Here is a 21739-nt window from a genome sequence, read left to right as displayed (position 1 = left end):
CCTATCCTATTTCCAAATGCCAATAATATGAGTGAAGTCGTCGGTCCAAGGCTGCAGACCGAACGTCAGCGGCAGTTTCTGCCAATGCCCGAGCCGGCTTTGCTGCAAGCGTTGCAGGCGCTCGGGCTGTTTCGCGATCACTACCCAGTCGGTAGCGATGACCAGAGGGACATCGGTTTCCGGTTTAAATTCCTGCAACAAGGCCGCCAAATGCAATTGGTTGACATGATCGGCCATGACTTTTTTCAAGGCCAGATGGCGGTTGGTGATATGAAAGGCCAGCAAACCGTTGTCCTTCAGCTTGCTGAAGTATAGCTGCAAAGCCTCGCGCGTCAGCAGATGCGTGGGTACGGCATCCGAGCTGAAGGCGTCCATGATCAATAAATCGAAGCTGCCGTCGGCTTCCTTCAGTAGCGATTGCCGGGCATCGCCGACGATCATTTCCGCCTGCTTGTTGCAGCGGCTTAGGTAGGTAAACCAGGCCGGGTTTTGCGCGACTTCCACCACCAGTGGATCGATTTCATAGAATTTCCACAATTGGCCTTCCTTGGTATAACAGGCTAGGGCGCCTGCCCCCAAGCCCACCGCGCCGATATGCCAATGCTGATTTTCGCCGTCAAATTCCGCAAACAATTGGCCGATGGGGCCGGGGCGGCTGTAATAGGTTAATGGTGTGGTGACGTTGGCTGCGGTCAGGCGTTGCGCGCCGTGTTTGGTGGTGCCGTGGTACAACTCGCGGACTGTTTCCGGCCGCTGGTTTTCGTCGGGGATAATGGTGTCGCGCACCGACATCACCCCGAAAAAGCTGCGTTCCTGATAAATAGTGTTAGAGGCCATGCTGTGCAAGCCCAGCGTGAACAACAAAATCACCCCGGTCAACGCGCCCAAACCGATAGGGCTATGCCTTAGCGAATAACTCAGGCCGGCCAACAAAATCAGCGCGCCGCCGATCAAGTCCAGATAATCGAACAACTGTTGGGTAGTGAAATAAACCGTCAGGCCGGTGATTAAAACCAACACCGGGAAAATCGGCTGCAAAAACCAACGGCCGTTGAAAAAACCGGGGCGCAACAGCAAGGCGGCGACGATCATGATCGGATATTCGTAAACCGCGTTAAAGATAAACGGTGCGACGAAAGTATTGAACAAACCGCCCAACATGCCGGCGAAAGACATCACCAGATAAAAGCGGGTCAGATATTGCGGATGCGGCCGGCTTTTAGCCAGTTCGCCGTGGCAGACCATCACCGCCAGGAAGAAGGCCAGCAAATGCAGGATCAAATCCAGCCAGTAGGGCAATGTGGCCGGATTAATGAAGGAATATGCGATGAATACCGTCAATACTGCCGGTTGTGCAGCCAGCATCCAGGGTCGGATACGCTCGGCCCAGGTACTGAATACCAGGATGAAGGTCAGCAAATACAAGGTCAGCGGCACTATCCACAGCAAGGGTACGGCGGCGATGTCGGTGCTGATGAACTGCGTCAAGCCCAGTAGCAAGCTGGACGGTACGAAAGCCAGCGCCAGCCAGCGCAACTGCTCTAGCGTCGATGGCGGCTCGATGCCGGCATCGCTTAACACTTCGTCGTCTGCGTTCTCGGCTTGGCTGCGCCAGAAGCTGAGCGCGCAAACGACAATTAACGCGCAGAGGCCAATATAGCCGCCGCTCCAAATCAGTCTTTGGTTCGCCAAACCCAAATTCGGCTCTATCAAAAAGGGATAGCTCAATAAAGCCAACAGGCTGCCGGCATTGCTAGCGGCGTATAAGTAATAAGGGTCGTCGCTGCTGTGGTGGCCGCTATGCGAAAACCACTTTTGCAACAAAGGCGCAGTGGTGGATACCACGAAGAACGGTAGGCCGATAGCCAGAAACAAGGTCCACACCAGCCATAAGGTAGGGTCGCCTTCGGTGGGTGGTGCGGCATCCTGCGGCAGCGCCACGGGTAGTGCGATCACGCTGAAAACCAGCAAGGCGGTGTGAATCTGTATCTGCCGTTGACTGCCCAACCGCGAACTCAACCAATGCGCATACAAGTAGCCTAGAAACAGCAGCGTTTGGTAAAACACCATGCACGTGTTCCACACCGCCGGCGTGCCGCCCAGCAGCGGTAGCAATAGCTTGCCGAACATTGGCTGCAACACGAACATCAGTGTGGCGCTGATAAACAGCGTGGCGGCGAATAAAATGACGGGTGATATCAAAGGTTTGGCGGTGGGCTGCGGAGTGTTATTCATTGTAATTATGCGAGTTCCGTACGTGTCCTGGCCCAATGATAAAGCATTTGGCTTTTAAAGTGGTTTTGGATGAGGTTGGGCTGGTACTTTGGATATCGAACCGATCCGGTCTTTTACGACTCTTATTTGATCGACTGGTATATGTTGAAGCAGTTCGCCCTTAGGATCACACGAAACTATAACTCTATCGATTTGGGCGGATATACTAATCTCCTTCAGCCATTTGTCAGAGCAACATTCTATGAGGCAAGGATTAGACGATCACGAAGCTTGGCTTGATACTTTAGATAAAAAGCTATTTGTCTCGAACAGCGAGGTCAAAGTTGAATTTGATAACCCAATCTGTTTCCCGCTTGATGAATGTACAGACCTGAAAGACCTTAAGGGAATGGCTCGCACTCTAAGGTCTGTTCTCTCATGTAACGAAACACCTTTACCTCGCAAATATTTGATCGAACGATTTTTGAGACTCGTGATCCGTGAAAATAGACTACCTACAACAGTAGAAAAGGCCATGCGAGAATTGAGAATAGATTGGAATATTTCGAATGAATATCAAGATTGGTAATTGCTGTGGTCAGTAGGATGCGGTAAACACGGTGTACCGCATTGATCGCGATTGGTGCGTTTCTTAATTCACCCTACTTACTGGGAAGAGGGCATTCATTGCCATAGATGGTAAGCTTCTAGCTATCCATGCCATTTGGATTTCGACATTCCCCGCGTGCCCTTGGGTATGCCGAAATGATGATTTTGAGGATGAGCGACGCATTCAGCTGGAGCAGCTTGCGAAAAAGGAATATCTTTAGGACAGAAATAAATGAAACCTCTTGAACCAAAAATTTATATTCTCAAAGTATTTTTCAAGCAGTCCGATTTTCTGCAAGTTAAGCGTTTATGCAGTGATCTTGGGATTATGCCGGAGAATACAAATGAGATTGGTGAGGATGACTGGGGGCATCGCGGTTATCTTGAGCTGTGGTTTCAAGAGGTTACCGACAAAAGCATCACTTTGCATATTCAAAAACAGCGGAATAAAACTGCAAAAAAGTACATGGAAAATCTGCAACAATTTTTTGACGACTTGTATTCTCTGGAATATGTTGAATATCTAGTTTATCTAGATTAGTTGTTAATGAATAGATGTGGTAATCAATATCCATCGCACGGTATTTAAAGGCCTGGTTAATATTCCTGCGTCAGATAAAACCGATCAATATCAGCAGTTTGAAAAACAATTTTCCTTAAAAAACATGACTACCAACACCATCCAAACCATCGCCCAACAAAGTCGCGCCGCGTCGCGCCAATTAGCATCAGCGTCCGAATCTGCGCGCAATCTGGCTCTGGCGAAAATGGCCGAAGCGCTGGACTTGGTCAGGCAGCGAGTGCTGGAGGTCAACGCCCAGGAAATCGTCAAAGCCCGCGAAGAAGGCCAATCGGATGCCATGGTCAAGCGCCTGACGATAGACGACAAAACCTTTGATTACATGCTGTCGCGCCTGAAAAAAGTGGCGCAATTGCCGGACCCGTTAAACCGGATACTGACCGGGCATACCAATCCGGCCGGGCTGCGGGTTTACAAAAAATCGGTGCCGCTCGGCGTGATCGGCATCATTTACGAATCGCGCCCCAACGTCACCACCGATGCCGCCGGGGTGTGCATCAAAAGCGGTAATGCGGTGATTTTGCGCGGTGGTTCGGAAGCCTTGCAAACCAACGCGATACTCACCGATGCGATGATAGCCGGCGCGGTTGCTGCCGGTCTGCCGGAACATGCGATACAGATCATCCGCACCCCCGGCCACGAAGCGGTGGGCGAGTTGCTGAAAATGGACGAATATATCGACGTGCTGATTCCGCGCGGCGGCAAAGGCTTGATCAAGCGCATCGCCGAAGGCACGCGGATTCCGGTTATCAAGCATTACGACGGCATTTGCCACCTGTATCTCGCTACAGATGCCGATCCGGAGCAAGCCGTCGCGCTGGCGGTCAATTCCAAATGCCAAAGTGTGCAAGTCTGTAACGCACTGGAAACCTTGCTGGTGGACAGTGCATGCGCCGCACAACTGTTGCCGTTGCTGCACACCGCATTTGCCGAAAACCGCATCGAACTGCGCGGCTGCGAACAAACCCAAAAGCTGTTGCCCGGTGTTGTTCCAGCGATGGAAGAAGACTGGCATAGCGAATACCTGGCGCCGATACTGTCGGTGAAGGTCGTGGACGGCATTCAACAAGCCATAGACCATATCAACCGCTACGGTTCCGGCCATACCGACGGCATCGTCACGCAAAGCCTGAGCTTGGCCCGGCAATTTGAAGAGCAGGTGGATTCGGCGTCGGTGATGATTAACGCCTCGACTCGTTTGTCGGGCGGCGGCGATTACGGTTTGGGATCGGTGGTGGGTATCAGCACCGATAAACTCCACGTGCGCGGCCCGGTCGGGCCGGATGAACTCACTACCTACAAGTGGGTGGCGTATGGGGATGGACATTTGCGCGGCTAGGTAGCAAAGCTAGAGACCTGTCCGCGATGTAACTATAGGAAATGCCGATTATTTTTCTATCCTTAAACCAATACCCATGTGATCGGTAACAGCCGCTGTATATCTGCCGCCGCCGCTTACCGGCGTCGATTGCGACAGGTAGACGACTTCCGCCAATTTTAGGCTAGTCGTGTTAAAAACGGCTACATCGTATTTTTTGGTGGCCGTGCTGTTAGTGCCTTCAAAGCTGCGTTGATGCGAGTCGAAGGGGTTTATGCTGCCACCGGGGTGGGCGTCGCTAAATTTGATGCCCAACGCTCGGCTAAGCACTCTGGCGGTAAAATCGTTGGTCGGCTGATTCGTATCGCCCATTACCACGTCAATCGGCCCCAGTCCGGCTTGAATCACCACGCTGTTAATTTTTTGGTAATAGCTCATCAGGCTATTTTCATCTTTGGCGATGGAATTTGGCACGTGTACGAATACCACGATGATGTTGTAACACGCTATCGCCAGCCAACCGTCGCCTTCGCCCAGAAACTTGTTGGCCGCATCTTTAGTGGAATGGACGCTAAAGCAATTACAAGCCTTGGCAGGCGAGGATGTATGAATCAATTGCCCGGCGTTACTATGCAGGGATGTCCAGTCCGAATGGCTGCTGTCCAGTTCGCCGCATACCAGTAAATCGGCGCCGCCGAAAGCGCGTATCAGGTTTTGGTAAATTTGCCGGACCTTATTGGCAACCATACTCGAAAAACTGTCGTTGCTGTGTTGGCCTTTATCCATGTATCCGGACGACGCTGTCGAACGCAATTCGGCCGGACCTTGTACCGGAATGTCCGGCGAAATATCGGGCGCGGTCGGCAGAACCAGATTCCAGGGCGCCGAATTTTGCGCCATATGCTCATGTGTCATTCTCGTGAAGTACTGAGAATTGGAGGCGCTGATACCGTGCTCGGAACTGGAGTTAGAGTTAAGGGATTGGTACGCAATAATCGGCATGTTTAGGTCCTTAAATCCGCTGAGATTTTGTTTGGAAGCAAAGAGAATATCGCGCTGAGATAGATCAATGAGGATATTGTCCGCCGATGGTAGCAGTTTGTCAGGCGGCTCTCAACAGCCTGTTTGGCGGCATGGATAACCGGTCTTTGCGCAAATGGATTAACCGGGACTTTGCAGTCCGGAGCCTTTGGACCACGCCGCAATCCGGTATAGCCGCTGTGCTCCCGCCTGCGCGGGAGCGACGATATTGGCCTGGGCCGGATTAATAATCAGTTTTCGCCTCTACTGATATTATGCTGATGCTCAATAGATTCGGTTAAGTTATAGCCGTTGTCATTAAATAAATCGCCGGTAAAAAACAAGCGCATATCAATAATCCAGCCTATTTTTCTTTGTTTGTTATTTTCGACAATAATAGTCGCCAGCTTTTGGTTGTTATCAATAACCTGCGTCACAATGGTCTTTGGATAATCAGGATCTTCTTTTAAAGCGCCTGATACTATGCGCTGAGCCGATTCTATGGTTAGTATCTGGGTGATGTTAGGGGTTGCCGAGTTTTTATCGTTTATTAACGATTGCGCTTTAAAATAACCAATATCGTAAGCCAGTTTGGCAATCAGGCTAATGACAATAGCCACGCCCCAAACGGACAGGCCAATTTTTAATCGTCTTCTAACGCGAGGATGAGATAGTCTTTGCAGAAAAACTCTAAATTTCATTTTGATGTGATTATCCGGCCTTATCGGCCACTATTGAATATTAATGGTTGCAGTTTTTGCCCAATAACGCACGAGCAACTGATATAACGCCAGTGCAAGGCGGGTTATTGGAATCTTTGTTTAGTTCGGCAGTTGCACAAAGCCGTGTTGGTCGATTGGAAAAAAAGGATTGAAACAAACTTCCCAAAGAAAGCCGTCAGGGTCGGAAAAATAACCTCTGAAGCCGCCCCAAGCCGCTTTTTCGCCAGGACGAACCAGCTTTCCCCCAGCCGAAACCGCTTCAAGCAAGGTAGTGGTAACGTCTTCCGCCGATGCAACGTTGTGGGCCAGCGAAAACCCGGGAAAACCTGAGCCATTGGCCGATACCATCGCATCGTCTGCTAAAGCTTCGCGGCCGAACAACGCAAATGCCAGGCTCCCAACCTGGAAGAATGCCACTTCCTGCTGGCTGCCGGACGATTCTTGCCAACCCAGCGCCTTATAAAAACGCCGGCTTCTATCCAAGTCGGCTACGCCTAGTGTGACAAAACTAATGGTCTGTTTCATGACGCTCCCTGTTATTTAAAAAAGCCGTCTAGTCGGCCCGCGCGGCGCCGACTAGCTATAACCGTCAGCGCAGACCGTAAGCTTAACCAATTGGTTCCACTCTGCCAACAACCGGACGGTCCGGTTTCAGCGTAACGCTGAATGCTTCCTTGACGGAAATGTCGGTTTCAAACGTAAATGCCTTGAAAAAACTGGCTATGACCAACAGCATTTCCAGCTCCGCAAAATGACGCCCTATGCAATTATGCAAACCGCCGCCGAACGGAAAAAAGGCGTACTTGTGTCCGCCGGGCGTCGCGGTTTCCAGAAATCTGTCGGGATTAAACTCGTCCGGGCAGACCCAAAGCCTGGCGCTATGGTGAGTGGTGTGCATGCTCAATAACACGATGGTACCGGCGGGAATCGCATAATCGCCCAGCTCTATGTCCTGAATGGTTTGCGTGGACAGCGCCGACGTGGGCGGATACAGGCGCAGGGTTTCGTACAACGCGGCTTTGGTATAACTCAGCTGGCCCAAGTGCGCCGAGCTTAAAGTTTCGTTCGGCAAGCCGCGGATTTCGGCGGCGATCTTGTCGCGTACCTCCGGATGCCTGCCGGTTAAATAAAAAAACCACACCAAGGTATTGATGGTGGTTTCCTGACCGGCGAAGAACAGATTGACGGCTTCGTCTTGCAGCAAATTGTCGGGCATCGTGTAACCGGTGCTCCGGTCGCTGGATTGCATTAACTGCAATATCAGACTTTGTCCCGGATTCGTCCGCGTCTGCGCAATTTCCGCACCGATAAAAGTTTGCAGATAGTTCACGGCGGCGAGATAACGCTTGGATTTTAGCGGGATGAAGCGCTTCAAGCGGCGGCCAAGCACAATTTCGCTGCCCAACTGTACCGGCAGCTCCTGGCAGATGATTTCAATCACCTTGATCAGCTCCGCGCCGTTGCTCAACTGATCCACGGACTTGCCGAGCAGGATGCGGATGAAAATCCGCTGAATCAGCCACTTAATCGCCGTGCTTAAATCAACTTGGCCGGACGCCGCCTTTTTCAACTCTTCAGCCATCGCCGCCGCTTCTTCGACCATGATCAACTCATAGTTTTTAACCGTGTCCTTGGTAAACAACGGTTGCATCAAGCGGCGCTGTTTACTCCAAACCTGGCTTTCGCTATTGACCAAGCCGTTACCGAACAGCGATTTCTTGGCGCCATAAAGAAAATTACGGTTCAACTGGCCCTTGCCCTCCAGATTGAAAATCTGCTCTATATATTCCGGGTCGCAGACGAACAGAATTTTTCTGCCCAACAGCCGTCCCAACACCAGCTCGCCGTATTGCTTATGAATCCGGGCCAGCGTCGCCAGCGGCCGCCAGATCAACTGCATCATCGGTAAAAGCACCGAATGTTCCGGTGGCGATGGCTTTCTCGAGCGCTTTAAAGAAGTCGTGTTTTCCATGGTTTCAATTGATCCTGGATCGCGATATTAACGAGCATTCAGCCCGCATCAGTAGGTTAAGGCGGTGACCTTGAAGCCCCCCTATTTTGCAAGTGGCTGGTCTATGAGGAGAGTACAACAAGGTTAACGCTTTGTTGAGCCCATTTTCACCTGCGTCTCCCAAAGAGCAAGGGCAATGCCAGTGCTTGAATGTCTTAGGCTAGCTCGTCGGCAAGGCATCGCCTTGCTGGAAAAGGATGCGCCTGCGTTATCGCCCCGAGAAGTTTAGCGGCTTATCGTATCCATGCCGCTAGCTTTACCGGGTTTGGACGAACTCAGTCCGGCCCGCAAAGGTCAGCCCGGTCACGATTGAAAAACTGGTCTAAGCTGTTAGTGAAAAATCATCAGGGATAGAGATTTCCGCCATGCAACACCTCGACAAGATCGTCAAGCTTCACAGAGTACTCAAGCACCGGCGCACGCCGATTTCCGGACCGCAAATAGACAAAGAACTGGGTTGCTCCAAAGCCACGCGCCAGCGCTTGGTGGACGACTTGCGCGACCGTTTGAACGCGCCGCTGGTCTGCGACCGCCGCGCCGGCGGCTACTACTACGACCGTGACGACCCGCGCTATCCTTTCGAACTGCCCGGCATCTGGCTCACCGCCGCAGAACTGCAAGCCCTCATCGCTTGCCAACACCTGCTCGGCAACCTGGCGCCGGGATTATTGCAAAATGAAATCGGCCAACTCCGCGACCATCTGCAAAAGCTGCTGGACCGCTCGCCGGGCGTCAAAACCCCGCAATTGGGCCGCATCAAAATCCGCAGCCAAGCCTACCGCAGCCGCAACGACGACTTGTTTCTGACGCTGGTTCAAGCCCTATTCAATCAACAACGGCTAATCATTCATTACCACGCCCGCAGCGACGACCTAACCAGCGAAAGACCGGTATCGCCGCAAAACCTGGTTTTGTACAAAGACAACTGGTACCTCGACGCCTACTGCCACCAGCGCAACGAACCGCGTACCTTCGCGCTGGACCGCATCAGATCGGCAACCGCCAGCGGCGAACCGGCGCAACTGCTGGACCCGGCCACGCTGCAACAACATTTTGGCTCCTCCTACGGCATCTTCGCCGGCACGCCCAAACACACCGCCATCCTCAATTTCTCCGCCAAAGCCGGCCGCTGGGTCGCCGACGAAACCTGGCACAGCCAACAAGAATCCGAGTGGCTAACCGACGGCCGCTACCAACTGCGCATCCCCTTCAACCGTCACGAAGAGCTACTGATGGATATTTTGAAATACGGCGCCGAGGTGGAGGTAGTGGAGCCGGGGTTTTTGCGGGAGTTGGTGGTTAACGAGATAGCGAGGTTGAAGGATATATATTTTTAAAAATCTTTTCTCTTGAACTATTTTTGCATTTATCGTTATCTTGACCTATCATCTCACACGAACCCACTCAAGTACCGGAGGATTACGTGTTCAAAAAAGCTTTGGATTTTCTTATGGACTTCATCTTCGAGAAGTTGAAAGGCAATCCCAAAACCAGCTCTGGCAATGACGAAATCGAGATAAATATTTCGGTCAAGCTCAAATAGCCATTCTTTGATTCAGTTCTGAATCATCTACTGCCCCAGGATTTATGCAAGGAGGTTCTTGCCTTGGGCCTCATTGAAGCAAGAGCAGAGATTTTTATCCCTTCAGTCTCTGATTTATTTTCCGTGGCACTTAGGTGCCACGGCCTCATAGGCATTAACTTAAAAAATAAAAATTCTCGGTATCGGGTTTTGAGACCGAGACGTTGTAAGTTAGAACGCAGAGCACCCACGCATTAACCACCAAACTAGGTACGGTATGGCTATTGACGAAAAATTAGAGACGTATTTTCAAGAAATAACCAACTTTCCGATGTTGCGCTGGCAACGCCGGTTATTTCGCGAATTGACTGAAAACCGTTTGCGGGAGGCTCTGGATTTACCGACCGGCTTAGGTAAAACCTCGGTCATGATTTTGTGGTTGTTGGCGCGAGCCGTTAATCCGGCATTGCCCAAGCGGCTGATTTATGTGGTTGACCGGCGGGTGGTGGTCGATCAGGCCACAAAAGTTGCCGAGGACTTACAAGAAAAACTAAAACAATTGCCGGAACTAAAGGCATGGCTTGGTCTAGGTGAAAAAGAACCCCTAGCCGTCTCGACTTTGCGCGGTCAATTCGCCGACAACCGCCAATGGTTGGCCGATCCGACCAAGCCGGCGATCATCGTCGGCACCATCGACATGATAGGCTCGCGCTTGCTGTTCGAAGGCTATGGCGTCTCGCGCAACATGCGCCGCTACCATGCCGGCTTTCTGGGCGCCGATAGTTTGTGCGTGTTGGATGAAGCGCATCTTTGTTTGCCGTTCCAAGCCTTGTTGCAGAGCATTGGTGCCGATAAAACGCTACATCCAATCGACGGTAAGCAGTCTTTGATTCCGCCTTTTAAATGCTTGTCGCTGTCGGCCACAGGCAAACGAACCGACAATCAGGCCTTTGGCTTGGAAGACGAAGACTACACCGACAGCGAAGTCGTCAAACGTTTAAATGCCAAAAAAGAACTTTCTCTCGAAATCGGAAACGAAGGCGATCCATTGCCGGAGCTGCTAAGCGAAAGCGCTTGGCAACTCAAAGACAGCGGCAAGCGGATTTTGATTTTTTGCCACAAACGGGAACACGCTCAAAAAATCAAGGACGATCTGGATAAGCGCATCAAGCAAGACAAAGCTAATCACCAAACCAATCTGCTGGTTGGCGGCTGCCGGGTGGAAGAACGGCGAACTTTGGCCAATTGGCTGACGGCCAAGGGCTTCCTAGCCGGAGATCAAGCTCCACCCGATACCGTCGCCTTTTTAATCGCGACTTCCGCCGGCGAAGTCGGCATCGATCTGGATGCCGATCACATGGTGTGCGATTTGGTGGCTTATGAGCGCATGGTGCAGCGGTTTGGCCGGGTCAATCGGCGCGGCGAGAAGCAGGCGCAAATCAAGGTGATTGCCGTACCGCCGAAACAGCCCAACATCAAGCGCCCGCTAAATCCGGATTTAATCGAGCCGCAACCGCCTGCAATTCCGCCGGAAAACGCCGATAAAACGCTGCTGAAGCAATACAAACAAGACCAAAAAGCCTTCGAGAAGGCACAAAAAGACTATTTGAAAGCGCAAGAAGATTACGCGCAGCAACTCGCCGCTTACCAACAATCGACCAAAGCATTTCAAAGTTACCAGGCGCAACTTGGCGTCATAAAGCGATTAGAAGCTGATGCCAGCCCAGGTGCAATTGTCGCGTTAAAAAATGCCATCCCCGTTGACGAATTAAATCGTGCGCTTTCGGAAGAACCTTTGCGACCTTCGTTAACCCGCGCTGTAGTCGATGCGTGGTCAATGACCTCGTTGGAACAGCATAGCGCTCGCCCGGACATTCAACCTTGGCTGCGCGGCTGGCAATCCAGCGATGAACCTGAAACCACGCTGGCGTGGCGCGAATGCTTACCCTGGCGCGAAAGCGATACCTTACCGAATGCGGCTGAAGTGGAAGTCTTTTTCGAAAGCGCGCCGATTCATCTGAGTGAAACGCTCGAAATACCAGTTCGCGAGGCAATGAAAACCCTGCTCAAACGCGCGCAAAAACTATTGAAGGAAAACCAGCAGGATTCGGATAAGCCGGCACTGATAGTCCTTAACCGATCCGGCGAATTGATGCGTAACAGTGCCTTAACGCTCCGGCAACTAGCGGAACAAAGCACCGACGAGTTGAAAGTATTGCTGACAAATCGCCATGCCGTCATCGCGCGCTGGTTAGGTGGCCTTAAAGACGGCCTGCTAAACGACGCTGCCGACAGCGAGGAGTTAACGACACTCGACTACCAGTGGACTGGTGACTTGCAAACAACCATTGGTTATCGAATTCAAAACGATGCCGAAGCAGAGCAGGACAACGCCGATTGGCATACCGTTTACCGTTTCATCGCCAAAACCGACACGGAAAGCGATGCGGCGGAAATTTGGCGAATCCAGGTTTATCGCGGTGCCAATTCCCAACGCCAGGGCGATCCGGCTGTTTCGCGATTCACACAAAGCCTGGAGAAACAGCACGAATTAGCGGGCCGGGAAATGGCGGCGATTGCTCAAGGCCTATCGCTCTCTACGGAATTTGTCGATTTGATCGTCGCAGCCATGCGCCGCCACGACCTGGGTAAACAGCGTGACCTTTGGCAAACCGCGATGAATGCGCCGCAAGACGGCCGCCCCTACGCTAAAACCTTGGGCGGTGGCAATCCGCGCCTGCTAGCAGGCTATCGGCACGAATTCGGTTCATTGGCGGATGTCGCCAACGATGCCGAACTGAACCAGCTACCTGCCGAGTTACAGGATTTAGCCCTGCATCTGATCGCCTCCCATCACGGATACGCCTGCCCGGTGATTGCGCCGGTCGATCCGGGCGCGCCGCCGTCGGTTTTGGCCGAACGGGCGCAACAAGCGGCGCTACGTTTTGCCCGCCTGCAACGACAATGGGGGCCATGGGGCTTGGCCTGGTGGGAAGCGGTGTTTCGTGCCGCCGATCATCGCGCCTCGCAAATCAGCGACGAACAAGCGGAAATGGAGGGCAAGGCATGAGTATTTACGCAATACCGGTTGATTTGACCAACCCCGGCCAAGTGTTGGCATGCATGGGTTTTTTGGAGGCATCCGAAGCCTTGTTGGGCTATACCGAAGCGCGTTTCGATTGGCAACCGGCAACCGGTACACAGTTTCAGTTGAGAACGGAAATTTCGGAGAATCCATTTACCGACGTGCTTGCTTTTTTGGTCGATGCCAAAGCCATTGCCATTGCGCCCCGGGATTGGCTGGTGCCAAGCAAAATAACCGAATTCACGATTGCCGATACCTTTCCCGCGCTTGAGGCCGACGCAACTTCGCTACCGATCCTGTTACGAGACGCAACGGGGCATAGTGCTTTGTTAAGCCATTGGGCCGATGGCGGCGTGGATGAAACCTTCAAGTTGTATGCCGGCAATCGTAGCGCGCAGAAAATCGCCAACGACATGTTGCGGGAAATTACCACGCTCTGGAACACGAGGCACGACGCACTGTTACTCGATCCGCTCAATGTGCTGTGCAGCATGGGCGGCAGTTTCAATTTCGACCCGAGAGGCGCATGGATGGGCCTGGATGTCGGTTACTCGATTAACGATCTGAAAAGCGTTAAAGAGCTGGAGCAAAAAGTTGTTGCTTCGCCAGTCGTCGAGTTAATGGCGGCATGGGGGCTACAAAACGCTCGTCCATTTGAGCTGTCGCTACGCCAATACCGCTATGCCGTTTGGAACGACTGGTTGCCACCACAATTGGCTCGGCCTGCTTTGAGCGGGCAACTGCCTATGGCGCGCAAGCGTCAATACCAATTCGCGCTCGATTTGTCGGGCAAAAACAAAATCGTCTGTTACGCCATTCAGGAGAATACGCCATGAGCCAAACCCAAGCACTCAGCCACGACATCATCGACCAATGGGCGGACAATCCCAAAGGCCCGGTGGCATTGATACTCAAGCAAAAACTGTTGCCGGTGGACGGCGAAGGTGGCGTGATTTTTCCGCCCACCTACGCCGATATTGGTTACTCGATAGACACCTTGTCGGACGGCACTAAAGTCGCGCAAATCGACTCTGTACCTTCGCAGGCCAACCGCAGCGAACCGGTCTTTATGGATGAAGAGTACAAACAGTTGGTGCCGCAAATTGAAATCAACTTGGGCAACAAGGACGACCCGGAACGCAAGGTTTCGATTCTGGAACTGGCGCACCGGGCCGGTGATGCCGTGGTCAGGTCCACCGACAAATTGGCCGGCGAAATCGACGAGGCGTTTAAAACCCTGTTACGAACGCATAACGCCGTGCCACTGGCAAAACTGGCGCCGACTTCGTTGGTCTTCGGCGCCTGGGATTCCAGAGGCACCCAAGTCAAACGTCCGCGCTTGATTCGCTCCATTATCCGTGCCGAGGATGTGGAAGTCTTACACAATGCTTCGCAGTACAACAGTGTTTGGAAGTTATTAGACGACAACCAAAAAAAGGCGCTCTCTGAAGAAGCAAAAAAACAAAAAATGAAATTATCTGATAAAGGCTATAACGACGTGCCTGCCGTTTTCCGCAAAACCAATTTACCTAAATTGACCAGAGACGGACATTTCAACGATGACGCGAGGACACTAGGCGGCATTATTGCCCGTGGCCCCATTACCCGCCAGGTCACCATCAACCTGATTGCCTTGCAATCGATCAAAGGCGACAGCGAAGAATCCACCCGGCAACTAAAACGCTATTTGCTCGGCTTGGCACTGGTCGCCGCGACGGCCGAAACCGAACTGTATTTGCGCGAAGGCTGTTTGTTGCGTTGCGCCGATGACGCGGACATTTGGGAAGCGGTGGCCAGACGCGGCGCTTCGCAGTTTTATAGCTTGTCGGCGGATCAAGAACGCTTGCTGATTAAAGATTACGCGGAGCAAGCGGCGGCTAACTTCGGCATCGAACAACCGGAAAAGACCTACCAATTCAACATCAAAAAAGCCAAGGAATTACTCGCGAAAAAAGAAGAAGCGGACAGCGATGCCGGAGACTAAGCCATGAACGATCAAGCCTTGCTTATTTCCGTTCGCTTGTTGGATGACCGCTATCACGGAAACGGCACTTGGCCGCCGTCGCCCTTCAGGTTGTTTCAGGCCTTAGTCGCGGCGGCTTTTACCGGCCGCACCGTTTCCGACGCGGAGGCAGCGGCGTTGCGCTGGTTGGAACAATTGCCGCCGCCGGTGGTACTGAGTCCAACTTACCAGCAATCGGCATTGACCACTTATTACGTACCGCGTAACGGCGCCGATGCGCAACAAGGCAATTTGGCGGCGGCCGCGAAAAAGCGCGATGCCAAGCTAGCCAAGCCTTGGCTGTTCGAGAGCCAACAGCCGTTGCATTACGTGTGGTTCTTTCCCGAGCCAGCCGAGGAAGCACAAACACTGGCTGAACTAAGCGAACGCCTGTATCAGCTTGGTCGTGGCGTCGATATGGCGTTTGCCTGGGCGGAGCAACTCACTGCCGATCAAGCCAAACAAATCATTGTTCAACATGCCGGTCCGGTGTTTAGACCTACGCCGCAAGGCGTCAGTGATACGCTGGATTGTCCGATTCCCGGCCAATCGTTCGATTCCTTGTTAACCCGTTACCAAGGCCAATTAAAACGACTGCGCAACGGCGAATTTCACAAGCCGCCGCTACCGATATTCCAGCCCACCGGCTATAACTGCCCATCGTCGTTGCTGTTATTCGACATTCAAAATGAAAAAGGTGCGTTGACCGCGCAAGCTCTAACCGATGCGGGCCGACTAACCCAGCGTTTGATAGAACTGGCAAAAAATCGTTTGAAGCCGCATTTTCCGGAGTACTCCGAACGTCACTTGGCCGGCATTGGCGCTAACGACGCGGACAAAGCCTTGCGCATTCGCGTGATTCCGTTGCCGTCGATAGGTCATGAACACACTCAACCCGACATTCGCCGGGTGTTGGTCGAAGTGCCGGCCGATTGCCCGCTGCAATTGGCTGACGTTGAATGGGCATTCGCCGGCTTGCCGCTGGAAGTCGATCTGGAAACCGGGGAAATCCTCACCTCATTAGTAAAATCCATCGACCGCAAAATGCTTGACTACTACGGTATAGGCAAGCAAAAAGCAGCGCATGTTTGGCGAACCGTGACGCCGGTTGTCCTGCCGCTTGAACAGAGTCTTACAGCCCAATCCGGCGCCGAGCGGGTTTTGAAACAAAGCCAATTGCATCACGCCGCTCGTCAAGCGTTGCGGCATTGCGGCATTACCGCGCCGGCGCAAATCCTAAGAATTCAACGCGAACCTTTCGACAGCACCGGCACCTTGGCCGAGGATTTTGCGTTCCAGCGCTTCGATCGCTCTCGGCTTTATCATCTGGAGCTGGTGTTTCCCGAGCAGGTGGCCGGCCCGCTGGTCATCGGTAACGGACGCTATGTTGGACTCGGTTTACTGCGGCCAGCGGCCGAGTCGCATCGTTCGGTTATAAGCTTTGGCATCAATCCAAGCAATCGACCGACGCTGCAAAGTCGGTCGGACATGCTGCAAGCCGTTCGTAGAGCGTTGATGAGCTTGGATCGGCAATTGTTCGGGCAAGCAAGCCGCCTAATCTCCGGTCATGAAAAGGACGGTTCCACTGCCCGCTCCGGGAATCACCGGCATATTTTTTTAGCGGCGCATGACAACGATGGCGACGGTTTGCTGGACCGTTTGCTGGTCGTGGCTCCTTGGGAGGCCGACCGCAACGCCAAACCGGCGAGCACCGAGCGGGAACGCTTCGAAAGGGTGGTTAGCCGATTGACGACTGTTCGGGCCGGTGCGTTGGGAGTTTTCGACTTGCAAATGCAGGGCGACAGGCCTAACCAAAACGATCCACTGATGGGTTCGGTAAGACGCTGGAAAAGTATCTCTGCCTATCGGCCCACCCGCTGCCCTAAAACGTTAGCTCAAGCGGACGAAACCATACGCGCCGATGCGGTTAACGAATGCCTTCGCCGTGGTTTACCCGAACCCAAGGTGGAAATTTTGAGTATGCGCCAAGGCCCCAAAGGCGGCATCAAAGCCCGTCTCTGTCTAAGTTTTGCAGTCGCCGTCAACGGACCGCTGTTACTTGGCAAAGACAGCCACGAAGGCGGCGGATTGTTCGGAGCGGACTGATGTTCTCACCACAACCCCATCACCCCGCGCAAACTCTTCTCCACCGCCGCCAGTTCCTCGGCGGTGACGGTGGCGAGGGGGCCTTCGCCGAATCGGGAGCGGTCGATGGCGCGCAGTTGTTCGGCCATAACGTAACTGGCGGCTTTCAATCGGCCTTGCGGGGCAATCGGTATCCGCAACGGCGCCAGGTTTGGTCGAAACTGGCTGGTCAGCGGCACCACCACGATGGTGGGCAGGCCGCCGGTAATCAGCGTATCGTCCTGCAACACCAGCACCGGTCTAATTTTGCCGATTTCGGCGCCCTTGTTGGGGTTCAGATTGGCGGTCCACACCTCGCCGCGTTTCATCATTCCCACCATTTTTCGTCGGGGTTTATGCCGGCGGCGCGTTCATCAGCAATTATTCGGTCGAGACCATCGTCCACCGCGTCGAAATCCGCGGCAATTTGTAGCGCTTCCGCTCTGGCTTGCGGATCGTTGGCCAAGGCGCGCGCCGCGGCCACCATTTCCGCCATAAACCGCTCGCGTTCGCGGCGGGCCAAGTATTCGGTGATCGCCAGGCGGGCGATTTCCGATTGGCTTTTGCCTTCCAATTGGGCTTCGGCTTTGAGGTTGGCTTCCACATCGTCGGGTAAACGCAGGCTGATGGCGGGCATGGCGGGCTCCTTCAAAAGACAAAATGACAGACAAATTGTATGACAAAACGTATAACAAGCCTGGTTTTTTAACATGTGCGATGCAACGACAAGCGATTGGCCCGAAGACGCGCCTGTGCCCTTAGATCATCCGGAGATTCCGCCGTTAATCCTTGAAGCCGTTTTACAGTATTGGCAACCGGGGTATGTCTTGCATCGAATGGTCACAAAGCAAGGCTTGGAGTGGTGGCTGCTCGATACCGAAGGCGGGTTGATCGAAGCGTTTTGGCTTAACTAAATTTTAAGAGCAATCGAGCGAATCATGTCCGACGACCAAGTACCCATCCAGCTAGAGCTACCGCTACCGTTCCCGGAGCTATCCGGCGACATGCCCTTGTTGCCGGCGCGGATGATCAACGAATACCAGTACTGCCCGCGCTTGGCTTATCTGGAATGGGTGCAGGGCGAATGGGCGGCGTCGGCGGACACCGTGGAAGGCGACCACGCACATCGCCGGGTGGATACGCCGTCCAAAAGCTTCCCGGAAGCGGACGAGTTGGAGGAAACCGATAAGCTGCATGGCCGCTCTATCACGTTATCGTCTAACCGTTTGGGTCTGATCGCCAAGCTGGATTTGATTGAAGCCGAGGATGGCTTGGTCACGCCCATCGATTACAAACGCGGTAAACGTCCGCATGTGGCGCGCGGCGCTTACGACCCGGAACGGGTACAGCTTTGTGTGCAAGGCATGGTGTTGCAGGAACACGGTTATGTCTGCGAGGAGGGCGCCTTGTACTTTGTGCAAAGCCGCGAGCGGGTGCGGGTGGCTTTCGACGAAGAATTGAAGCAACTCACTGCCAATGCCATCAACGGTTTGCGCTTGATTGCCGCCGGTGGCCATATTCCGGAACCCTTGCAGGACAGCCCCAAGTGTTCGGGCTGTTCGCTGGTGGGTATTTGTCTGCCGGACGAAGTCAATTACCTGCGCCACGCCGACCTCGAACCCCGGCCGCTGGCGGTGATGCGCGACGAAGCATTGCCGGTTTACGTGCAAGCCTGGAAGGCCAAGATCGGCAAAAAGGGCGAGGAGCTGGAAATCAGCATCGACGACGACAAGGTGCAAACCGCGCGGCTGGTGGACACTTCGCAAGTGGTGGTAATGGGCAACGTCTACATCACTACGCCGTGTTTGCAAGACCTGATGAAGCGCGAGATTCCGGTCAGTTGGCACAGCTACGGCGGCTGGTTTGTCGGCCACACCATCGGCACCGGCCATAAGAATGTCGAGTTGCGCACCGCCCAGTACAAAGCCAGTTTCGACGACAAAACCTGTCTGGCGATAGCACGCAACCTGGTGCGCGCCAAAATCCAGAATTGCCGAACCCAGGCCCGGCGCAATTGGCGCGCCGACGAGCCGGTGGAAATGTTGCTGGAACCGCTGAAGTCCCTGGCCGACAAATCGCAACGTGCGCTGGATTTACCGCAATTGTTGGGTATCGAAGGCGCGGCGGCGGCCTTGTATTTCGGCGCGTTCGATAAATTGATCAAAAAGCCGGACGACAGCAAACAGATGAGTTTTGACTTCAACACCCGCAACCGCCGCCCGCCCACCGATCCGGTCAACGCCTTGCTGTCGTTTGCGTATGCCATGCTGGTACGCACCTGGACCATGAATCTGAGCGCGGTTGGCCTGGACCCGTATCGCGGCTTTTACCACCAACCGCGTTACGGCCGCCCGGCGTTGGCGCTGGATTTGATGGAACCGTTTCGGCCCATCATCGCCGATTCCACGGTATTGCAAGTCATCAATAACGGCGAAGTGCGGCCCACCGACTTTATCTGTGCCGCCGGCAGCGTGGCCCTGAACGAGGGCGGCCGCAAGCGCTTCATCACCGCCTTCGAACGGCGCTTAAGCCAGGAAATAACCCATCCCATCTTCGGCTACAAGGCCAATTATCGGCAGGTGTTCGAGATTCAGGCGCGCTTGTTCGGCCGCTATTTGCTTGGCGAATTGCCGGAATATCCCAACTTCACCACCCGCTGATGGCTGCCCTCGAACACCTGTATATCGTGACTTACGACATCAGCGATACCAAACGCTGGCGGCGGGTGTTTCGGCTGATGAAAGGTTATGGCGATTGGCTGCAATTGTCGGTGTTTCAATGCCGGCTGAGTCGTAAGCGCCATGCGGAATTAATCGCGCTGTTGGATGGCATCATCCATCATAGCGACGACCATGTTCTGATCATCAATGTCGGGCCGGCGGAAACGGTGAAGCCCTCGGTGGTCAGTTTGGGGAAGGATTTCGATGTGGTGGAACGTCAGCCGGTCATCGTCTGATGTGGATTTTCCGCCGCCGCTTTGCGAGCGCTGTAGTGGCGCGCAAAAACCGGTCAGCTCTCGCAAGCTGGCAGCTCTTTAACAATCAAACACTTAGCAAGTTGGATTGGCGCGGCGCAAACTTTTCCGCTAAAGTTGAGCGGCCGTTTTACGCAGTCCTCGCAAACGGCCCGCGCAGGCCGCGCCAATCATGGCCTCCAGCCCGCGCTGCATTCCCCGGCCTCCCGCCGGGGCCTCATTGAAGGGCACTGGCCCGCATCTTGAAGACATAGGCGCCATTGGCATTCCCCGGCCTCCCGCCGGGGCCTCATTGAAGGAGGACAACAACGCAAAAAGTAAGCAGGTCAATTCCAGGCATTCCCCGGCCTCCCGCCGGGGCCTCATTGAAGGACCTTGATGCACTCCCGAAACGACCGACCGACCGACGCATTCCCCGGCCTCCCGCCGGGGCCTCATTGAAGGCAGGCTGACGGTGCTATAAAAGCCCTTAATTCAGCTTGCATTCCCCGGCCTCCCGCCGGGGCCTCATTGAAGGTACCGGCACCAGGGCGACCAGTAACAACAATCAACTGCATTCCCCGGCCTCCCGCCGGGGCCTCATTGAAGGTTCCGTTGTATAAGTCGGCGACGATACACGTTAAGGCATTCCCCGGCCTCCCGCCGGGGCCTCATTGAAGGGATGTTAATCGTCACATGCTGAGCAGGGCTGCGCCGGCATTCCCCGGCCTCCCGCCGGGGCCTCATTGAAGGTTGATGTTGCGCTTGGCTTCGTAGAGATCGTCGAACAAGCATTCCCCGGCCTCCCGCCGGGGCCTCATTGAAGGTGCCGATTCGTCGCTTAGGCCTTTTGTGTCCGGAAGCATTCCCCGGCCTCCCGCCGGGGCCTCATTGAAGGACTCCGTGCCGTTGTCGGCGATTGATCCGCCAAATAGCATTCCCCGGCCTCCCGCCGGGGCCTCATTGAAGGACAACATCATCAACGATACCGCGCAAGCGCTGAATATGCATTCCCCGGCCTCCCGCCGGGGCCTCATTGAAGGCAACCGCCAATTTACCGCCAGACATATCGGTATTATGCATTCCCCGGCCTCCCGCCGGGGCCTCATTGAAGGGATTTAACCATCACCGATATTTTACGCAGCGACGAGGCATTCCCCGGCCTCCCGCCGGGGCCTCATTGAAGGAAACATGTTCGTGATCCTGTGTCGGATGGGGTGAAGGCATTCCCCGGCCTCCCGCCGGGGCCTCATTGAAGGTTAGGGGCATAAATTAACGATTGACCAAGTCTTGCGCATTCCCCGGCCTCCCGCCGGGGCCTCATTGAAGGCTTAGTTTTTGATGGGTTTTCGCCGTCCTTGGGCTGCATTCCCCGGCCTCCCGCCGGGGCCTCATTGAAGGCCCTTCTCTCGTGCTGGATACCGGTTCGGCTTGGTTTGCATTCCCCGGCCTCCCGCCGGGGCCTCATTGAAGGAGCTTAGGACTTGGTTTGCGCGTTTGGCATGATAAAGCGCATTCCCCGGCCTCCCGCCGGGGCCTCATTGAAGGATGAAGGCGCGGCCATTCGAAATCCCGAAAG

18 protein-coding genes and 1 CRISPR repeat array (1 of these 19 only partly in view) are annotated in these 21739 nt (G+C 54.0%); of the genes, 11 read left to right on the top strand and 7 right to left on the bottom strand.

What is annotated here, in order from left to right:
* Nucleotides 1-6: 6 nt before the first annotated feature.
* Complete coding sequence (locus ACR02O_RS20615) at nt 7-2235, bottom strand: spermidine synthase (protein ID WP_494522340.1); 2229 nt, start codon at nt 2233-2235, stop codon at nt 7-9.
* A 223-nt stretch (nt 2236-2458) separates the two neighbouring features.
* Between ACR02O_RS20615 and ACR02O_RS20610 the strand changes: the two genes are divergently transcribed.
* From ACR02O_RS20610 to ACR02O_RS20600, 3 genes are all read left to right on the top strand, one after another.
* Complete coding sequence (locus ACR02O_RS20610; RefSeq protein ID WP_336643868.1) at nt 2459-2803, top strand: hypothetical protein; 345 nt, start codon at nt 2459-2461, stop codon at nt 2801-2803.
* A 252-nt stretch (nt 2804-3055) separates the two neighbouring features.
* Nucleotides 3056-3364 carry a hypothetical protein gene (locus ACR02O_RS20605; RefSeq protein WP_033157073.1) on the top strand — a complete coding sequence of 103 codons (309 nt, stop codon included), beginning with the start codon at nt 3056-3058 and terminating at the stop codon, nt 3362-3364.
* Nucleotides 3365-3488: 124 nt separating this feature from the next.
* Nucleotides 3489-4742, top strand: coding sequence for a glutamate-5-semialdehyde dehydrogenase (locus ACR02O_RS20600; RefSeq protein ID WP_033157243.1), 1254 nt, complete (start codon nt 3489-3491; stop codon nt 4740-4742).
* Nucleotides 4743-4790: 48 nt separating this feature from the next.
* Here the strand turns inward: ACR02O_RS20600 and ACR02O_RS20595 are convergent, their stop codons facing one another.
* The 4 genes from ACR02O_RS20595 to ACR02O_RS20580 form a co-directional block, all read right to left on the bottom strand.
* Nucleotides 4791-5723 (bottom strand): hypothetical protein, encoded by a 933-nt coding sequence (locus ACR02O_RS20595; RefSeq protein WP_033157072.1) that lies wholly within the window; start codon nt 5721-5723, stop codon nt 4791-4793.
* A 269-nt stretch (nt 5724-5992) separates the two neighbouring features.
* On the bottom strand, nt 5993-6442 hold the full coding sequence (locus ACR02O_RS20590) for a hypothetical protein (RefSeq protein ID WP_165786281.1): 450 nt from the start codon (nt 6440-6442) through the stop codon (nt 5993-5995).
* 120 nt (nt 6443-6562) lie between these two features.
* Nucleotides 6563-6988, bottom strand: coding sequence for a VOC family protein (locus ACR02O_RS20585; protein WP_494522339.1), 426 nt, complete (start codon nt 6986-6988; stop codon nt 6563-6565).
* Nucleotides 6989-7070: 82 nt separating this feature from the next.
* A complete protein-coding gene (locus tag ACR02O_RS20580) occupies nt 7071-8435 on the bottom strand; it encodes a cytochrome P450 (RefSeq protein WP_494522338.1) in 1365 nt (454 codons plus the stop codon).
* 404 nt (nt 8436-8839) lie between these two features.
* On the opposite strand from ACR02O_RS20580, the gene ACR02O_RS20575 reads away from it, so the two are divergent.
* From ACR02O_RS20575 to csb2, 5 genes are all read left to right on the top strand, one after another.
* Nucleotides 8840-9811, top strand: a complete 972-nt coding sequence (locus ACR02O_RS20575) for a helix-turn-helix transcriptional regulator (RefSeq protein WP_494522337.1) — start codon at nt 8840-8842, stop codon at nt 9809-9811.
* A 462-nt stretch (nt 9812-10273) separates the two neighbouring features.
* Nucleotides 10274-13066 (top strand): type I-G CRISPR-associated helicase/endonuclease Cas3g, encoded by a 2793-nt coding sequence (gene cas3g / locus ACR02O_RS20570; protein ID WP_494522336.1) that lies wholly within the window; start codon nt 10274-10276, stop codon nt 13064-13066.
* The gene (cas8g2, locus tag ACR02O_RS20565) at nt 13063-13917 is read left to right on the top strand and encodes a type I-G CRISPR-associated protein Cas8g2 (protein ID WP_165786280.1); all 855 of its coding nucleotides are present in this window, start codon (nt 13063-13065) and stop codon (nt 13915-13917) included. The genes cas3g and cas8g2 overlap by 4 nt, the downstream gene beginning before the upstream one ends.
* Nucleotides 13914-15065, top strand: a complete 1152-nt coding sequence (gene cas7g / locus ACR02O_RS20560) for a type I-G CRISPR-associated RAMP protein Csb1/Cas7g (RefSeq protein WP_101052170.1) — start codon at nt 13914-13916, stop codon at nt 15063-15065. Before cas8g2 ends, cas7g begins: the two co-directional genes overlap by 4 nt.
* A 3-nt stretch (nt 15066-15068) precedes the next feature.
* Nucleotides 15069-17189 (top strand): type I-G CRISPR-associated protein Csb2, encoded by a 2121-nt coding sequence (gene csb2 / locus ACR02O_RS20555; RefSeq protein WP_101052169.1) that lies wholly within the window; start codon nt 15069-15071, stop codon nt 17187-17189.
* A 5-nt stretch (nt 17190-17194) separates the two neighbouring features.
* On the opposite strand, the gene ACR02O_RS20550 is transcribed toward csb2, so the two are convergent.
* Together ACR02O_RS20550 and ACR02O_RS20545 are read right to left on the bottom strand one after the other, a co-directional pair.
* The gene (locus tag ACR02O_RS20550) at nt 17195-17539 is read right to left on the bottom strand and encodes a type II toxin-antitoxin system PemK/MazF family toxin (protein WP_201799019.1); all 345 of its coding nucleotides are present in this window, start codon (nt 17537-17539) and stop codon (nt 17195-17197) included.
* On the bottom strand, nt 17536-17844 hold the full coding sequence (locus tag ACR02O_RS20545) for a ribbon-helix-helix protein, CopG family (protein ID WP_033157063.1): 309 nt from the start codon (nt 17842-17844) through the stop codon (nt 17536-17538). Before ACR02O_RS20545 ends, ACR02O_RS20550 begins: the two co-directional genes overlap by 4 nt.
* A gap of 73 nt (nt 17845-17917) precedes the next feature.
* Here ACR02O_RS20545 and ACR02O_RS20540 point away from each other — a divergent pair, with 73 nt between their 5' ends.
* The 3 genes from ACR02O_RS20540 to cas2 are packed head-to-tail and all read left to right on the top strand — an operon-like array spanning nt 17918 to nt 20163.
* Nucleotides 17918-18121 (top strand): hypothetical protein, encoded by a 204-nt coding sequence (locus ACR02O_RS20540; protein WP_033157062.1) that lies wholly within the window; start codon nt 17918-17920, stop codon nt 18119-18121.
* 24 nt (nt 18122-18145) lie between these two features.
* A complete protein-coding gene (locus ACR02O_RS20535) occupies nt 18146-19867 on the top strand; it encodes a CRISPR-associated endonuclease Cas4/Cas1 (RefSeq protein ID WP_033157061.1) in 1722 nt (573 codons plus the stop codon).
* Nucleotides 19867-20163: a CRISPR-associated endonuclease Cas2 gene (cas2, locus tag ACR02O_RS20530; protein WP_033157060.1), complete on the top strand. Its 297-nt coding sequence runs from the start codon at nt 19867-19869 to the stop codon at nt 20161-20163. Before ACR02O_RS20535 ends, cas2 begins: the two co-directional genes overlap by 1 nt.
* A 209-nt stretch (nt 20164-20372) precedes the next feature.
* A CRISPR array of direct repeats spans nt 20373-21739; the repeat unit is 36 nt; unit sequence GCATTCCCCGGCCTCCCGCCGGGGCCTCATTGAAGG (it continues 832 nt past the right edge of the window).

Source organism: Methylomonas sp. PHL2-19, from assembly GCF_059331595.1.
Note: the sequence above shows the minus strand (reverse complement) of the source record. Positions and strands in the feature narration are given on the sequence as shown.

Excerpts from the sequence above, each read along its gene's own strand:
- ACR02O_RS20535 (WP_033157061.1), top strand. The coding sequence starts at position 18,146 with ATGTCCGACGACCAAGTACCCATCCAGCTAGAGCTACCGCTACCGTTC.
- ACR02O_RS20540 (WP_033157062.1), top strand. The coding sequence starts at position 17,918 with ATGTGCGATGCAACGACAAGCGATTGGCCCGAAGACGCGCCTGTGCCC.
- ACR02O_RS20595 (WP_033157072.1), bottom strand. The coding sequence starts at position 5,723 with ATGCCGATTATTGCGTACCAATCCCTTAACTCTAACTCCAGTTCCGAG.
- ACR02O_RS20615 (WP_494522340.1), bottom strand. The coding sequence starts at position 2,235 with ATGAATAACACTCCGCAGCCCACCGCCAAACCTTTGATATCACCCGTC.
- ACR02O_RS20550 (WP_201799019.1), bottom strand. The coding sequence starts at position 17,539 with ATGATGAAACGCGGCGAGGTGTGGACCGCCAATCTGAACCCCAACAAG.
- cas8g2 (WP_165786280.1), top strand. The coding sequence starts at position 13,063 with ATGAGTATTTACGCAATACCGGTTGATTTGACCAACCCCGGCCAAGTG.
- cas3g (WP_494522336.1), top strand. The coding sequence starts at position 10,274 with ATGGCTATTGACGAAAAATTAGAGACGTATTTTCAAGAAATAACCAAC.
- ACR02O_RS20605 (WP_033157073.1), top strand. The coding sequence starts at position 3,056 with ATGAAACCTCTTGAACCAAAAATTTATATTCTCAAAGTATTTTTCAAG.
- cas2 (WP_033157060.1), top strand. The coding sequence starts at position 19,867 with ATGGCTGCCCTCGAACACCTGTATATCGTGACTTACGACATCAGCGAT.
- ACR02O_RS20545 (WP_033157063.1), bottom strand. The coding sequence starts at position 17,844 with ATGCCCGCCATCAGCCTGCGTTTACCCGACGATGTGGAAGCCAACCTC.
- csb2 (WP_101052169.1), top strand. The coding sequence starts at position 15,069 with ATGAACGATCAAGCCTTGCTTATTTCCGTTCGCTTGTTGGATGACCGC.
- ACR02O_RS20590 (WP_165786281.1), bottom strand. The coding sequence starts at position 6,442 with ATGAAATTTAGAGTTTTTCTGCAAAGACTATCTCATCCTCGCGTTAGA.
- ACR02O_RS20580 (WP_494522338.1), bottom strand. The coding sequence starts at position 8,435 with ATGGAAAACACGACTTCTTTAAAGCGCTCGAGAAAGCCATCGCCACCG.
- ACR02O_RS20600 (WP_033157243.1), top strand. The coding sequence starts at position 3,489 with ATGACTACCAACACCATCCAAACCATCGCCCAACAAAGTCGCGCCGCG.
- ACR02O_RS20575 (WP_494522337.1), top strand. The coding sequence starts at position 8,840 with ATGCAACACCTCGACAAGATCGTCAAGCTTCACAGAGTACTCAAGCAC.
- cas7g (WP_101052170.1), top strand. The coding sequence starts at position 13,914 with ATGAGCCAAACCCAAGCACTCAGCCACGACATCATCGACCAATGGGCG.
- ACR02O_RS20585 (WP_494522339.1), bottom strand. The coding sequence starts at position 6,988 with ATGAAACAGACCATTAGTTTTGTCACACTAGGCGTAGCCGACTTGGAT.